Here is a 16,420-nt window from a genome sequence, read left to right as displayed (position 1 = left end):
AAGTATGATATAACTTCACAGTAACTACAAGATTAAAGTGGCTTTACTGTATCAAACAATGTTGTTAAATAACGTTTAATGGCAGTTTCGCCATAAGTATTTTCGATATAGTCTCGACCTTGTTGGGCTAATTTTTCCCACAATATTGAGTCGGTATATAAACGACAAACAGCGTCAGCAAAATGTTCAGGGTCATCCGCAATTAAGGCTGTTTCTTCATGCATTAAGCCCATACCTTCCGCGCCGATGCTAGTACTCACCACAGGCAGTCCTAAACTTAAGGCTTGTCCTAATTTTCCTTTCATGCCTGCCCCATAGCGCAGATAAGAAACAAAAACCCGTCGTTGTGCAAATTCAGGCTCGACTTTATCGACCCAGCCAATCACATCGATGTATTCATTCGCCAATGTACGCATCTTATCGCGTAGATGACTGCCTAAAATATAAAATTTAACATCTGGTAAGCGTTCACGAACTTTAGGCAAGACTTGTTCTATAAAGAAATAAACAGCATCTTCATTCGGTTGATGGTTATAGTTTCCGATGAATACTAAGCCATCACGTTCAGCATAGCTCGTTTCAGCTAAGGGCGCAGGTAGATGAATATTGGGCACGAGGGAATAAGCGAGATGGGGTAATTCTTGGCGTAAATGTAACCCATCGTCCTCTGTGACTGTAATCACGTAGTCAGCTAACAAGCAGTTAGATAATTCTTTACGTTTTAAAGCCAGCGCATAAGGTACTAAACTGGGGTCGTTTTCAATTTCCGCACGTCGCAATTCACGGACATAATGAATATCAACAGTATCGTATAAAATACAAGTCTTTGGACTTAATAAACGTACGAAAGGAATATAACGATGTCCAACATCCACTCGACAAATAATTGCATAGTCAAAATGACGATGGGCGAGGGCATCGGCAATGGTATAACCCCCATAAAATACTTCTACGCCATTCTGTTCTAAAGGATGGCGATATTTTGGATTACCATCTTGATTATCAGCAAAGAACGTTACGTGATAACCCATTGCAACCATCATCTTCAGCCAGCAAAACATTCGTAATGAGCCTGAATCTTCATCAAAGGTGGGCAACGTTGCATCAATGACAAGAATAGTCAGTTTTCCATGTGGGTTTACTAAGCTATCCAAACTGTGGGTAAAGGGTGCATGTTGTGTGGGTAATGTCTTTTGCCAACATTGATAAAACTGTGTGGCATCAGTGTTTAATAGATTTTCATCAGGTTTATCAATTGCCTGCTCAGTCGTATAACTGAATGTCGCTTGATAATAACTCCGTTGATGTTGCGCTTGAAGTTGCCAAATTAAATCTGTTAATTGGTACAGTTGGGTGTGATATGTACTTAATTGAGCAATGTCGAGCTTGGCTAAACAGCGCACACGGAGCGTGATTAATCCACTATTACCTGCTTGAATATCACGCCCAAAACGATGATAAGGATGATTAATGTTCTCACCAAGAGCGGCACAATGCACAATCCCATCTCGCAGTAAAACGGCATACGCTGCGCGAATCGTCTGATTCGTCAACTGTTCCACAGGCATGATGAGTGCAATATCTTCTTGTTTTAGAATCTCATGTGCTTGTGTTACAAGGCTGATATGGGGTAATGCGCTGACTGCAACACGCCATAAAATTTGTTCTGCATGACATTGCTGTGTTACCCATTGTAATTCTTCTACAAAAGTCTGTGATTTTAAGAGCGGAATAGCATGTGTTTGACAATATTGTTGAATTTCATAATTTGCTGTTCCTGATACCACAATTTGCCCTTGCGTGTTTGCGTGGCTTAAGGCTTGTCCGATGTGGGTAATCAGACTGTGTAAGGTAAGTAACGCCGTGCTAGGCACAAGCCCATGAATTAAAAAAATATGAGGCGCATGATGCTGTTGCAACGCGCTAGGCATAGGAAAGGTTAATAATTTTTCTTGTAACCATGCAGGTAAAACTTGTGGCGCAATATCAATAACGTTATCAGGTAGTTGTTGCCCCTGATTTAAGCGCGGTTGCTTGTGATGACACCACACAGCAATACAAGTGCTATCCGTTGCGTCAGGAGATTCCATTTCAATCTGATAGGTTTGATTCGCAGAATCAGCAATCGGCTCAAAACAAATGGGATAGTAACGATTATCAAAGGTTTCCATCGCTTCGATAAAAAGGTCACGAATGACTTCCCCTGTATCCAATAAACGAATTAAAACGCGGACGCGACTGGGATTGATACGCACGCAAGTTGCTAATAATACATCCAGACGGAAAAAATCATTCAGTGTGCAATGTGTGGTAAAGACTAAGGTTTTACCTTGTGTCAGGAAAAACGGCACGTTACCTAATTCGGCAACACCTTCCATAAAGTGCGGTTTTTCCACATTGCCTGCAATAGACATATAGGTCGGATAGACCGCCGATAAAGGACGTGGTGCAGGAATCGGCAATGATAGGGTTTGTTTTTCTACACCCGCTAAGGCTAAACGGGTGACAACTACCTGATTGCCATCTACATAATGCTTAAGATGCTGTTGTAACTGATGGGCTTGTAATTCGATTTGTTGTGCTAATCCCCGATAACGGCGCACAAAATGCCAGCGCGATGTCGTTAAATGATGAATTAATTCCGTCAGTTGTGTTTGTAAATGCTGATAGGTTTCATGAATACGGGGGAGATATTGCTGTTGCTCTGTTTCCCATGTGTTGAGTGTGTGTGCTTTATTGCGTATCCACTCGACCAAACGTTGATAATCTTCTAATAAATTGCCTGATGAACTGGCTAATGCATAAGCATTTGGCGCGTAGGCAAGGACTTTCTCCAGCATATTCCGCCCCATACCGACAGAAATTTGCTTACTGGTTTCATGTAACGCTTTTTGTAAGTGCTGAATCTGATGTTCACGTTGTTTATCAATCTGTTGTAAGCGGTTTTGTTCTGTAACCAGCTCCTCAACTTCTGCCTGTAACTGCGTAATTTTTTCTTGTGCTTGTTTTAATTGTGCTTGTTGCTGTTCTTGTTGCTGATAAAAATAGGTGGATTGCTGGTTAAAACGTTGTGTTTGTTCCGTGTGTAAATCTTGTAACTTGGTATATTCCGTTTCATAACGGGTTTGTAAAACGGCACTATGTTCACGATGTTCCAATAATTGGGTTTGATGCATTAACTGTTGATTTTGCAGTTGTGCCTGTAATTGTGACACTTGTTGCTGTTTTTCTTGTAATTGATACTGCAAGGTATGGGTCAACTGTTGCGCATCTTGCGCACTAGCACGCCGTTCTTGGCTAACTATCCAATAATCTGTTAATAGGGCTAGTTGCTGTTCTGCGGGCAATGCCAAGATATGTTTATTAATAATTTGCTGATAAGCTAATTTCCAGCGTGTTTTATCCATTTCGCGGGTAATTTGACTACTACCCCATACGGCATATTCTGTGGTAATCCGATTTAGATGATAAAACTTAGTTTGTGCAGACAGTCGGATCAATAAATCCCAATCTTCAAATGCCTCAAATGCCTCATCAAAGCCATTTTGTTCTAGCCATAAATCCCGCTCAATGAGCAGATTAATGAGCGGAATATAATTTTCATAACGTAAACGAGTCGCATCAAAGCCATCATTAAAGACTTTTAACGCACTTTCTTGTAGTAAAACCGTCTCGCCTAATAAATCACGTTGTACTAAACGACATCCTGAATATACGACAAGCGCGTCGAACTGCAACATCACTTGTTCTAACCGTTGTAAGTGGTCAGGCAGATAAATATCGTCGTCGTCTAAGAATCCAATAACATCCCCTTGTGCCGCTAATACACCAATATTACCCGCTTTCGCCCGCCCTTGACTGCTTGCATGATTGATTAAATGAATATTTAAATCAGGGAATTGCGTAACTACGTTGTCTAATGCAATTCCGCCATCGTTGACGATAACGACTTCATCAGGTTGGCGTTTTTGCTCGGTTAAACTGCGCAAGCTACGGGTTAATAAGTGAGGACGGTCTTTTGTACGGATGATAATAGAAACGCGTAAAGCAGTTATAGCAGTTCTACGACGACGGATTTTTAGCATAATATTTTTTTAATCAGTAACAAGAATCACGAGTAGTCAGCAATGACAGTTGAAAAGGCTAACTGGGTTTAGTCTATTAATTCTAATGGCACATCAAACCAAAAATTGCTGCCTTCGCCTAAGACGCTTTCTAAGCCGATGCGCCCCCCCATGTTTTCAACGAATAATTTTGCAAGGGCAAGCCCCATGCCCATTCCTTCATGAATACGGGTCGTTGAACTATCCGCTTGTGTGAATGGGTCAAACACATGTTGCTGTTTTTCCAGCATAATGCCGATACCCGTATCAACAACTTCGACATGTACCCATAAATCACGTTGTCCTCCCTCGACTTCTTCTAAGGGCTGCATTTTGACAAGCACACTCCCTTGACGGGTGAATTTAACGGAGTTATCCAATAATTTTGTCAAGGTCTCAAATAAATAATCGTGATTACCGCGTACAACTCTTTGTAATTTTGGCGAAATATCAACAATAATATCTAACTGTTTAACGTCTGCACGTTCAGATAAATCTCCTTGCAACACATGACGCAGTAATTCATCTAACCGAAATTCAGAAATAATTTGTCTAGGATCACCTTTAGATTGTTGTGAAAAGTTCAACATATCCGTAAGGATACCCATTAATTGCTTGCCTGCTTTACGCACGGCTTTAGCGCAATGTATTTGCTCTTCATCAAGTTCAGTATCTTCAATCAAGGTATCTGTCATGCCGAGAATCACATTCATCGGTGTCCGAAATTCATGGCTAATCTTATGTAAAAATTCGGATTTCATGACAGAGGCTTGTTGCGCTCTATCATAAGAAAGATGTAAGACTTCCAATAATGATTGAATTTTCTGAGTTTTATACAGAACTTCTCGTTCTAAATTCTTGCGTAAATGTGATAGTTCTAAATGCGTGCGAACTCGGGCAAGTAACTCATCTTCTTGAAAAGGTTTGCTGACATAATCCACCCCTCCCGTTAAAAAGGCGCGAACTTTATTTTCTGTATCATCTAATGCGGATAAAAACAACACAGGGACTTGTTCTAAACTGGGAATACGCTTAATCCGTTGGCAGGTTTCATATCCATCCCATCCACCAGGCATGATGACATCTAGCAGGATTAAATCAGGATTGTATTTAATGGCGGCTTCTAAACCAGCATCGCCATGATGGGCAATAATGACCTCAAAATTATGCTTGCGTAGAATTACATCTAAAATTTTTAAATTCAGCGAGCTATCATCAATAATGAGGATGAGAGGGCGATTAGAAGATTGATCTATCATAATCCACAGTCTGCTGTAAGGTGATGAAGGAGAAGAAAAGTATTAATGTCTGCCTGTGTGTCCAAAGCCACCTTCGCCCCGTTGACTACTTTGGCTGAAATTATCAACGATTTGTAATTGAACTTGAACAACGGGCACAAACACCAATTGGCACAAACGCTCTCCTGGTTGAATGGTGAAAGCCTGTTGACTACGATTCCAGACCGCAATTTGAATTTCACCTTGATAATCAGAATCACACAGACCAACCAAGTTTGCCAAGACAATACCGTATTTTGTGCCTAACCCTGAGCGAGGTAATAAGACAGCCGCGAGGTCTTTATCATGAATATTAATAGCAATTCCACTACTTATTAAGCGAGTTTCCCCCGCCTGCAAAGTAATAGGCTCTTCTAAACAAGCGCGTAAATCCATCCCCGCCGCGCCTTCAGTTGCATAAGTAGGCAGCGGAATTTGTTTGCCAAGTAAAGGACTGATGATTTTTGTTTCAATTTGTCGCATAACAGATTAAACAGATATGAAGTAAACAATCATTACAGTGCACGAGTAATGATTATGTTAATAAGGTTTTCTGCCCACATAATTTCCAGCGGGATTGTAATTACAGACCCAGACTTCTTGATTGCCACAACTGGCTTTGCCACACCCAACTTCTGTACTACTTTGCCAAACAATTTGCGTGTAATGTCCGCAAACTTTCCCCGTTGCACAACGATTCATTGCATAATCATAGTTGCCGACTTCACTTGCCCATAAAGCAACAACCCCCTCAGGCGTTAAACTCATTCCTGTGCCTGCGGCAATATTTTCACCATATTGGTGCTGGCTACTATGTTCTAAGGGGCAACCCTTAGTTTGCAGTTGATTTGCCCATGCTTGTGCGGTTGCAGCAACCGTCGTTGACCATCGTAATGCAGGCACATTCACCTTTTGTCGCCATTGATTATGGCTGGAAACAATCCCCTTAAATTCTGGGGGTTCATTAACATCTTCTGTGATGGGCATTGATTGTAAAACAGGTGTTGCTAAGGTAGGTTGTGTTATTGCAACGGTTGTTGCTGGTGGTGTTGTAATAACAGGCGGTTCAGAAACAGCGGGCAAAGTTGTAGTTGCTGAGCTAGGAACTGTTGCAGGCGTATTATTAGCCTCGGTCATTGCCGTCTGATTTTTTAAGGTATCGGCTAAAGCAGGATCAATTTGCCGTGTTGGTTCTGTAGCCGCTATCGATGACGGCGTGCCCGCTTGACGGGTAGTGCGTTGAATAGAGGATGAACGCTCATGAGAACTACAAGCACTCAATAAACTAAGGCTTATCAACAGTGATACGCTATAAAAAACAGGCTTTAGCATGATAAATTTTCACACTCCCTTAGACCTTCGGATAATTTCTTATAAAAATAGCTGATTAATACTCAAAAGCTGTTTAATGGATTAAAAAAACTCGTTTTAATCTTTTTAACTAAGATAACAAAACCACGTAATTTTCAGCATAATTCTTCTAATGACAACAAAATGATGTCATTTTGCCACAGAACACTGTGGATAAATAGCTAGACATCTGACTTCTATACTAGGCATGGTATCAATATGAGTACGCAAGATTTTCAGCGATTGGACTTAGAAAATTTATTTTCTTTTCAAATCACCCGTCTTTCAAATATTCTCGCACGGGGAGCCGCTCGCTACTACAACCATCACTTTAATATTGGCTTAACAGAATGGCGTGTTCTTGCAACAATAGCCCGCTATGCACCTATTTCAGCACAAGAAGTAAGCAAACACACAGGCGTTGATAAAGGTTGGGTCAGTCGAGCCGTGAATACCTTATTAAGCCGAGAATGGATTATTCGTGAACCAAATCCAATGGATGGACGTATTTTAAAATTAACGCTTACCCCCGCAGGGCAAGCAGTACATCAAGAAGGGATGCAGGCAGCAATGAAGCGACAAAAACGCTTATTGGCAGCGGTTTCTCTCTCAGAACAGCAACAACTCATGGATTTATTAATCCGTCTGCATCAACAAGCAGTTACGATGTTTGAACAACAAGAAGTATTAGATATTCAGGGGAAATAAGGGAAAATTGAGAAACCCTAAAAGCATAAAAGGAGTGATATTTTAAATATCACTCCTTTCATATCGCTACGCCTTCTAAATCAAAGATAAAGACTATCTTAAATTATTTGGCATCTGGCGCGGGGGCTGTTGGTGCAGTTGGAGGAATTGCAGGAACAGCACCATAAGGGGGGGCGTAACCATAAGGCGCGGCAGGCGCGTAACCATAAGGCGTAGCAGGTGCATAACCGCCGTAAGGATAGCCATAACCGCCACCATAAGGATAACCACCGTAACCACCATAAGGATAGTAGCCATAGTTACTATATTGACGACCATAACCACGACCACCACCGCCCATACTCATGTTGAAATCGCCCCAACCTGAACCATCGAAAGGACCCCAATCATTCCAACCTGAACCTGAACCAGGACCCCACCCAGGAGCACCCCACCATGCTTGTGCAGGTGCTGCGGCAACGCCAGCACCTAAAACAGCAGATAACGCTAACACTTTGGCAATTTTTAACATTAGATTTCTCCTTAGCTTCTATCTGTTTCAATTCATACGTAACACAAGCAACCATGACTATAACTTATACTACGTAGGAAATTATAGTAGGCACTTCTGTTGTTAGTCAGTAATAATATCGTGTTATAGCTCAATGCTAAAAATCATGTATTAGAAACATCTAATATACGAGGCAAACTATACACCCGTAGAAGTATATTAGCAATAACTAATAGTTAGTTTTTCTTATAGGGTATTTAATTTTTTTTATGGGTTATTTGCCATGCAGTTTATTAAGTTATTATGACGATATGACAAGGACAAAAAGGAGTAGCAAGTGCATAAATTGATTTGGGGATTTATTATTTTCTTTTTAGGTATGCACCACAACCTAACGATGGCAGAAACAGAAGATACCGTGATAGAACTGACAGGCAAAGTAATCAGTTTATCCATAGAAGGCGGATTTTTTGGGATAGAAGGCACACAAGGTGAAAAAATCCATCCGTTAAACTTACCCATACTTTTACAAAAAGAAGGGCTACCTGTCTGGCTAAAAGCACGTAAAGCAGATACAACTATTGGTATTCATCAATGGGGAACATATGTAAATTTAATAGAAATTAGCGTACTGCCCGAAAACTGTCTTGCAACAACGCCTACCCAATAGTTAAAAAAATAGAGAGTTGCTATCCATGCAACTCTCTGTTGACCATTTTCAACCGCCCAATTTTTACGAATGCTTTTCAGGGGAAATATAAACTAATGATTGATTGCATTGCTGAATTTAGACTAACCTGAGTTCGGCGAGTTTTATAAAATAAAATAGAGACCTGCTAGGGTTTCAAAACCTAGCAGGTCTGTCGGAACACGCGAAAAGGTTTGAAGGACTGGCAGAGATTATTCTCTTGTTTTTCATCGGGACTCACCAGACAAGCTTTTATCTTTTTAAAATAAACTCGCCGAACTCAGGTTAAACCAAGAAATTAATGCGAATCACGCTTTTTAATTCTGCTAATTCTGAAAATTCTGTGAATTCTGATTCAGACAAAAAAAGACCTGCTAGGTTTTTAAAACCTAGCAGGTATCTGTTTTATTTTATAAAATTTGCCGAACTCAGGTTATTATAAAGATTCAATCGCCAAAAAATAACCCCGCTTAACGAATATTAAGCAGGGTTATATAAAAAATATGAATGGCAGAAAAAATATTATGCCATCATAAAACTACGCATAAACCCGTTTTTCCCCTTCTCCAGCAACATTATCCACACAGCGACCGCATAACTCCTCATGTTCTGCATGAGTGCCGACATCTTCGCGGTAGTGCCAGCAACGGACGCATTTTTTATGTGTCGTAGGACGTGCAACAAGGGCAAAACCTTCACCTGCAACGGCATCAGCAGGTTTAGCACTGAGCGGATACACGGTTGCATAGGAAGTGATAAAGACAAAACGCAGTTCATCTTCAACCGCTGTGAGTTGTTGATATAAATCACCATCGCAATAAATATCGACTTCCGCTTCTAAAGACGCACCAATTTTGCCCGCAATCCGTAATTTTTCCAGTTCTTTACTCACAAAATCACGAACTGTGAAAATACTTTCCCATGCTTGTGCATTAACTTTGCTATTCATCGCTAAGGGAAATAAGCCTTTATACCATGTTTCTAATTGTACAGAAGCCCCATGTTGACCGGGAATATGTCGCCAAATTTCATCCGCAGTAAAACTTAATATTGGTGCAAGCCAACGGGTTAAGGCTTCGACAATGTGATAGAGCGCGGTTTGTGCCGAGCGTCTGCCAATACTGTCGGTTTGCATCGTATATTGACGGTCTTTGATAATGTCTAAGTAAATACCGCCCATGTCGATAGAGCAAAAATGATGAACACTTTGATATATCACATGAAAGTTATAGTCAGTATAAGCTTGGGTAACGGTTTGTTGTACTTGATAGGCACGGTCAACCGCCCAACGGTCTAAGGCAAGCATATTTTCAGGGCTGACAATGTCGGTTTCTGGATTAAAGCCGTCTAAATTTGCCAGTAAGAAACGTGCTGTATTACGTAAACGGCGATATGCATCGGCAATGCGTTTTAAAATTTCATCAGAAACCGTAATTTCTCCCCGATAATCTGTCGCAGCAACCCATAAGCGCAGAATGTCCGCGCCTAAACTTTTCATCACTTCTTGCGGTGCGACGACATTGCCTAGGGATTTAGACATTTTTCGCCCTTGCGCATCGACGGTGAAGCCGTGCGTCAATACGCCTTTATAAGGGGGCGCACCATCACGCATGGCGACAGAGGCAAGTATTGAGGAGTGAAACCAACCGCGATGTTGGTCTGAACCTTCTAAATAGAGGTCAGCGGGCATGGTGAGTTCGGAACGGGTTTCTAATACGGCATAGTGGGTCGTGCCTGAGTCGAACCATACGTCGAGCGTGTCGCTGACTTTGTCATAATTTGCGACATCCGCGCCTAATAGTTCAGTGGGTTCTAAGTCAAACCATGCATCTATTCCTGATTTTTCTACTAATAACGCAACTTTTTCCAATAGTTCGAGGGTTTGTGGGTGTAGTTCGCCTGTTTTTTTATGAATAAACAGGGTAATCGGTACGCCCCAATTGCGTTGTCGAGAGATACACCAGTCGGGACGATTGGCTATCATGCCTTCGATACGTTGTTGTCCCCAGTCTGGAGTAAACGCAACGGTTTTAATCGCGGCAAGGGTTTGGTCACGCAGAGATTTTTTATCCATGCTGATAAACCATTGCGGGGTTGCACGAAAAATAATAGGGGTTTTATGTCGCCAGCAATGTGGATAACTGTGAGTAATCCGTTGTTCATGCACTAATTTACCGCGTGCTTTTAAAATTTCAATGACATGCGGGTCAGCAGAATAGACGGATTCGCCAGCAAATAAGGGTGTATCAGGTAAAAATTTACCTGTACCATCAACAGGATTGTCGACAGATAAGTGATATTTTTGTCCGACAACATAGTCATCTTGACCATGACCTGGTGCGGTATGTACTGCGCCAGTGCCTGCTTCCGTAGTGACATGTGCGCCCAGAATAATGGGCACTTGGCGGTCATAGAAAGGATGTTGTAATAAAAGTCCTTCTAAGTCGCTACCTTGGCAGTAGGCAACAACGTGATATTGCTCAATGTTATAGCGCATCATAGTCGCGCTTAGGAGTTTTTCGGCAATAATCAGGCGTTCTTTGCCATATTGTCCTTCGCATTGAACAAGGGCGTATTCCAACTCTGGATTCAGTGCAACGGCTTGGTTAGCAGGTAATGTCCATGGGGTTGTTGTCCAGATAACGACGGAAATTGCACCCGTGCCGTTGTGTTCGGGAACATGGTGACAGCGGGAAAGTAGTGCCGTTTCATCTACAACGCTAAAGCGCACATCGATAGCCAATGATTTCTTTTCTTCATATTCGACTTCTGCTTCTGCAAGCGCAGAACCGCAGTCGACACACCAATGCACAGGTTTAAAGCCTTTATAAATGTGTCCTGCTTCAAGGATTTTGCCCAAAGCACGGATAATATTGGCTTCGGTTTTATAATCCATCGTTAAATAGGGATTTTCCCAGTCACCGATGACACCGAGGCGTTTAAAATCAGTACGTTGTTTATCGATTTGTTGTTTTGCATATTCACGGCATTTGGTGCGAAAATCACGCGCATCAACTTTATGCCCTGCTTTACCGAATTTTTTTTCTACTTGTAGCTCAATCGGTAAGCCGTGACAATCCCAACCAGGTATATAGGGCGCGTCGTAACCATCAAGCGTGCGGGCTTTGACGATAATATCTTTTAAAATTTTATTGACAGCATGACCAATATGAATATCACCGTTGGCATAGGGTGGTCCATCGTGCAGAACAAATTTAGGACGACCTGCGCTTGCTGTGCGGATGAGTTGATATAAATCAATTTTTTCCCAATGAACCAGCATTTCTGGTTCACGGTTTGGCAGATTTGCCTTCATGGAAAAATCGGTTTTCGGTAAATTCAATGTGTCTTTATAGTCTTTCGCTGTCATCTCGTCACAACCAATCGGGTGTTTATAGAAAAGTTTTCATTGTAGGGGATTTTTTTAATAACTCATACGATTTCTTTTGTCTTCGTGCGGGCAATGGCGACTGTTCGTTTTTAATACGCCAATAGATTTTAAAGATGATATTAATTGATGCGTTTTTATATTTACAAGCGAATGAATTATTTTATTTTTGTAAATTTGTTTAATAATCAAAAAAATATTTATTTTTCTATAGATTTTATTTTGTTATCGTGTATAATTTTTTGTAGCCGTTAATAATTACATGTTATAAATAACATATAAATTTATACATTATCATCAATTGCTGATGATAAATTAGTTTTTAGCGGTAGAGCGATAGATAGGAAAATTCTTTAACTTGACAAAGGTGAAATATGAAAACCACGAAACAGAAAAAAGCCGAACAACCTGTATTTGAAATTGCTTTGTTGGTGAATGATGAGAAAATTAGTTTAGATTATGAAGTATTGCAACGAATACTCAGCAATGTTGTTTATAACGCTGGTGCAGAGTGGCAACCCATTGTTGCTTTATTAGCCCACCATCCACATTACCAAGTTCGTCAAGAGCTTGCCAGTTTTTCTCTCTTAACCCAAGAGACATTTAACCACTTGATAAGTGATAAAAATAAATCGGTAGTTGAGGATTTATTGCGTAATGATTTATGTGAACAATTTCTCACGCAAGAACACATCAAGCAGATTATTCAGCGTAATGACACCTCATTGTTGATTGCACTGATTAACATCTTGCATAGACTTTGCGGTTCTGAAACGATTGATAATATTGAATGGTATGAGAAATTATTAACCCATAGCGACCCTGAAGTTCGTAAAGAACTGGCTTCATCAGACCGTCTAACGACTGAGCAGATTATGACGTTAACCGAAGACAAAGACCCTTTAGTTGCGAAAACAGCAAAGGAAACTTTGAGCAACATGGATTATGACGAGGATGATTATGACGAAGATGATGAGAGCGAGGATGATTAATTACCCTGAATCCTGATTCAGACAAGCTCTTGTCTTTTTAAAAGAATATCACCAAGCTCAGGTTAATTATAGTAAACGTACTATAAAACGATGCCGAGGACTGGCAGTCCTAAATTTAAATCACTTTATAATACGGTTACTATAATCTGAGTTGCCTGCTCGCCAAGTTCTGCTTGGTTTATATGTATAAAAAACAAAAGCCCCGTTAATACGCATTAACGGGGCTTTTCTATGACAACTTACTTAAACAACATCAAATTAATTTAAACGGTAAGTAATCCCGAATAAAACGGATTTTTCTGTATCATCGTTACCATTACCGTCGATATCGTCTTCAATATCCCGTAATTCAAGTGTTAAATCTGCACTTAAACGATTGGTGAGATAGTAACGGAGGGTAGATGCCAATGTATTAGAAATGATGTTATCAGGTGGGGTATCTGTGGGTTTTAAATAGTCTAATTCCCACTCATTTTCCCAGTCGATGGCATCAGTGATTTCGTAGGTCAGGCTTAAAATATTGCGGAATCTGTGTCCAACGTCACCCCCTAAGATGGTAGAGTATTCAGCACGTTCAATCAATTGCCATTGTAACCCAATGGGTAAGCCGTATTCGAAAATCACGTCTAAAGAGGGGTCGGAGTCGCTACCGTCATAGTTAGAGGCGATATAGCCCACACCACCACGAACAACCCAGCCATGTTCACGTTTATTAACTCGTTCGTCGAACAGAATTTCTTGAATGCGGATAACACCTAACGCACCCAGTGATTCAGTTTTTAATACGCCATCACGACGTAAAATGTCTTCCATCGCTTCAACCCAGTATTTTTTATACTCTTTCAGGCTGTATTTGCTGATGAATTCAGACTCACGGTCGATGACGCTGGCTAATTCCATGTAACCTTTGGTTGAAGGTTCTTTGCTTAATACTTGGTATTTAACGAGGTCTTCAACAACCCTGATGGCTTTTGCTAAGGGAGTCGCGTTGTAAATACGTCCATAACCCACGCCAACACCTAATTTAGCATAGGGGTCATCTGCTTCGTCTGCACCTAATAGACGACGATAGCCTAAGTCAGCAGAACCAAAGCCGAATAATAAACTATTATCGTTAAAGTATTTATCAGCAGTCGTGCTGGCAAAAAAGTCGTAACTTTTATCGGTGGATGCATCACTTTCACCGCCACGTTCAAAGTCGGTACGACCATCTACGGCAACATCCCACACAAAAGGCAGGGTGCTGTAGGTCATGTCGTAAGAACCAGAAAAGCTACCGTTGTAGCTGGTTTGGTCTTGATTACCGCTATTTAAGTTGAAGCTACCGCTTAAATAGGATTGTTGGTAAAAGCTGTCAGGGGTCACGTAATCCGTTAGCTCTATAGCAGAGGCAACAGAACTGCTCACTAGCAGTGCGACTGTTGTCATCTTAATGAATGTTTTTGTTTTCATGTAAATACTCTGTTACTCGTTAGTAAAAGGTAAATGTAGTTAGTGATTACATCATCAAAGATATTTAGTATCTTCAACCAACTATGTATCTTTTTTAATTTGTCTTTCAACCGCTAAAGTGTGCTGAAATTATGATGATTAACTAACGGTTTTTATAAGTATTTATAAAGAACTTGTTAGTTATAAGATACAAATGTGGTGTTATAGACACATGTGGCGATTATAACGTAGTTTTGTTGCTTTAGTATCTTTTTGGATTTATTGATACTTTAGTTAGTTAAAAAATAAGTAGTATTTTGTTAAAAAAATTTATTTTAAGGATAATTTTTTGTTATATAAAAAATAGAGATTTAATGAATCTTTTTTAAATTCAGGTATTAATTGGGTTATTTCTTGATTAACTTGTATTGATGCGTGAGAACCGTTAGTCGATGAGGAGTTCGATAGGTTAAGAATAAGTAATAATCCTTGTAGGCAAGTTAGGAAGGAGCGTTTTAAATGTGTGGGGTAGATTGTGCTGTTGTTGGGTGAATGTGGCAGTCAATTTCGAGGTTACTTACATAGATTTTTTTATATCCTTAGACAAAACTGGTCTATAGCTGTAGGGAGAAACGCTTATATAATCGTGCGTCTCGACAAGGCTACTCAGAGGAGGAAAAATGCGTTTTATTACATCATTTTATCTTGTTAGTGTTAGTGTATTACTTGGTTCTATTCCTGTTGTCTGGGCAGCAGAAATATCGTCGGCTGTGCCTTTAGAATTGAAAAAGCCTGCTTATGTATCGCCTTGGAAGCGGTATAAGGATTGGAGTAGCGATAATTGGAGTAACTTTAATTCGTTGGATAAAAATAGTTCTCCTAAAGTTGGAAAAATTAAGAAGATTGATAAATTAGCTGCTGGAGACGCTGAAAAAGGCAAAAAACTGGTTGCTGATCGTTCTCGTGGTGGCAGTTGTTATGCCTGTCATGTAATGCCTAACGCAAATTTAGCGGGAAATATCGCGCCTGATTTGTCAACGGTGGCAACATGGGGGCGGACGGATGAGCATTTGTTCAATTATATTTATGATCCGCGTGTTTATAATCCCGCTTCAGTAATGCCACCATGGGGTGCGCATCAAGTTTTTAGTGACGCAGAAATTATGGATATTGTGGCGTATTTGAAAACGTTGAATAAAGCAACGCAATTTACAGATGATAAAGAAAACCCGAAAACTCGCCCTGTGCCAGTGGAAACTAGGGCGAATTTAGATGCATTTGAAAATCCTGCCATGTTTGGTACTGAGTTAGGCGAGAAGTTGTTTAAACAAACAGGGGCGACAGGAAAATCTTGCGCAAGTTGTCATGAGCAGGCGGAGCAAGCTTTTAAAACATGGGCAGCGTCTATGCCGAAATATGAGCCCCGATTAAAGAAGGTTGTGGGCGTTGAGGAGTTTGTCACACGTCACGCAATGGCAACGACTGGTGAAAGTTATTTAGCGCAGTCAGAAGAAAATTTAGGGTTGGCAATTTATTTACGTTATTTGGCAAATGGGCAGCCTATTCAAATCAATGCAGGGGATAAAGCGACTAAAGCAGCTTTAAAACGGGGCGAGCAGTTGATGACACGGAAAATTGGGCAGTTGAATTTTGCTTGTAATGATTGCCATGTGTTTGGCGCAAATCATTGGGTGCGCGGGCAATATCTATCTGGGTTTGACGGAATGTTAGACCACTTCCCAACATACAGAACCAGTCGTGCAGAGATTTGGGATATTCGTAAACGCTTGCAATGGTGTGGGGTTGCCGTTAGAGCGAATGAATTGCCACCTGATGCGCCTGAGTATGGCGATATTGAGCTGTATTTAATGCAGTTAAGCAATGGTAAAAATTTATCAGTGCCTGGTATTCGTCATTAAATAAATCTTAGTTCGGCGAGTTTTCTAAAATAGAGCAAAGACCTGTTAGGTTTTCAAAACCTAACAGGTCTTTT

The 16,420-nt window shown here is 40.6% G+C and carries 11 protein-coding genes; 4 read left to right on the top strand and 7 right to left on the bottom strand.

Annotation, left to right across the window (positions count from 1 at the left end):
* Positions 1-32: 32 nt before the first annotated feature.
* From BEGALDRAFT_RS18485 to BEGALDRAFT_RS18480, 4 genes are all read right to left on the bottom strand, one after another.
* Positions 33-4,085 (bottom strand): glycosyltransferase, encoded by a 4,053-nt coding sequence (locus BEGALDRAFT_RS18485; RefSeq protein ID WP_002691462.1) that lies wholly within the window; start codon positions 4,083-4,085, stop codon positions 33-35.
* A gap of 68 nt (positions 4,086-4,153) precedes the next feature.
* Positions 4,154-5,362 carry an ATP-binding response regulator gene (locus BEGALDRAFT_RS15105; RefSeq protein WP_002691460.1) on the bottom strand — a complete coding sequence of 403 codons (1,209 nt, stop codon included), beginning with the start codon at positions 5,360-5,362 and terminating at the stop codon, positions 4,154-4,156.
* Positions 5,363-5,404: 42 nt separating this feature from the next.
* Positions 5,405-5,863 (bottom strand): dUTP diphosphatase, encoded by a 459-nt coding sequence (dut, locus tag BEGALDRAFT_RS15100; protein ID WP_002691457.1) that lies wholly within the window; start codon positions 5,861-5,863, stop codon positions 5,405-5,407.
* Between the two features lie 57 nt (positions 5,864-5,920).
* Positions 5,921-6,712: a pathogenesis-related family 1 protein gene (locus BEGALDRAFT_RS18480; RefSeq protein ID WP_002691455.1), complete on the bottom strand. Its 792-nt coding sequence runs from the start codon at positions 6,710-6,712 to the stop codon at positions 5,921-5,923.
* Between the two features lie 237 nt (positions 6,713-6,949).
* Between BEGALDRAFT_RS18480 and BEGALDRAFT_RS15090 the strand changes: the two genes are divergently transcribed.
* Complete coding sequence (locus BEGALDRAFT_RS15090; RefSeq protein WP_002691453.1) at positions 6,950-7,438, top strand: MarR family winged helix-turn-helix transcriptional regulator; 489 nt, start codon at positions 6,950-6,952, stop codon at positions 7,436-7,438.
* A gap of 103 nt (positions 7,439-7,541) precedes the next feature.
* Here BEGALDRAFT_RS15090 and BEGALDRAFT_RS15085 read toward each other — a convergent pair whose 3' ends face one another.
* On the bottom strand, positions 7,542-7,949 hold the full coding sequence (locus tag BEGALDRAFT_RS15085) for a sulfur globule family protein (RefSeq protein WP_002691451.1): 408 nt from the start codon (positions 7,947-7,949) through the stop codon (positions 7,542-7,544).
* Positions 7,950-8,265: 316 nt separating this feature from the next.
* Here BEGALDRAFT_RS15085 and BEGALDRAFT_RS18475 point away from each other — a divergent pair, with 316 nt between their 5' ends.
* Positions 8,266-8,598: a hypothetical protein gene (locus BEGALDRAFT_RS18475; protein ID WP_002691449.1), complete on the top strand. Its 333-nt coding sequence runs from the start codon at positions 8,266-8,268 to the stop codon at positions 8,596-8,598.
* Between the two features lie 556 nt (positions 8,599-9,154).
* On the opposite strand, the gene ileS is transcribed toward BEGALDRAFT_RS18475, so the two are convergent.
* Positions 9,155-11,986, bottom strand: a complete 2,832-nt coding sequence (gene ileS / locus BEGALDRAFT_RS15075; protein WP_002691448.1) for an isoleucine--tRNA ligase — start codon at positions 11,984-11,986, stop codon at positions 9,155-9,157.
* Positions 11,987-12,378: 392 nt separating this feature from the next.
* Here ileS and BEGALDRAFT_RS15070 point away from each other — a divergent pair, with 392 nt between their 5' ends.
* Positions 12,379-12,996 carry a hypothetical protein gene (locus BEGALDRAFT_RS15070; RefSeq protein ID WP_002691442.1) on the top strand — a complete coding sequence of 206 codons (618 nt, stop codon included), beginning with the start codon at positions 12,379-12,381 and terminating at the stop codon, positions 12,994-12,996.
* Between the two features lie 258 nt (positions 12,997-13,254).
* On the opposite strand, the gene BEGALDRAFT_RS15065 is transcribed toward BEGALDRAFT_RS15070, so the two are convergent.
* Entirely contained in the window at positions 13,255-14,448 is a 1,194-nt protein-coding gene (locus BEGALDRAFT_RS15065; RefSeq protein WP_002691440.1) for a hypothetical protein, read from the bottom strand.
* Positions 14,449-15,107: 659 nt separating this feature from the next.
* Here BEGALDRAFT_RS15065 and soxA point away from each other — a divergent pair.
* Positions 15,108-16,346 (top strand): sulfur oxidation c-type cytochrome SoxA, encoded by a 1,239-nt coding sequence (gene soxA / locus BEGALDRAFT_RS15060; protein WP_002691438.1) that lies wholly within the window; start codon positions 15,108-15,110, stop codon positions 16,344-16,346.
* The last annotated feature ends 74 nt before the right edge of the window (positions 16,347-16,420 follow it).

Origin of the sequence: Beggiatoa alba B18LD, from assembly GCF_000245015.1 — a bacterium.
Classification (GTDB): Bacteria; Pseudomonadota; Gammaproteobacteria; order Beggiatoales; family Beggiatoaceae; genus Beggiatoa; species Beggiatoa alba.
This window is presented reverse-complemented; position numbering and strand designations above follow the sequence as displayed.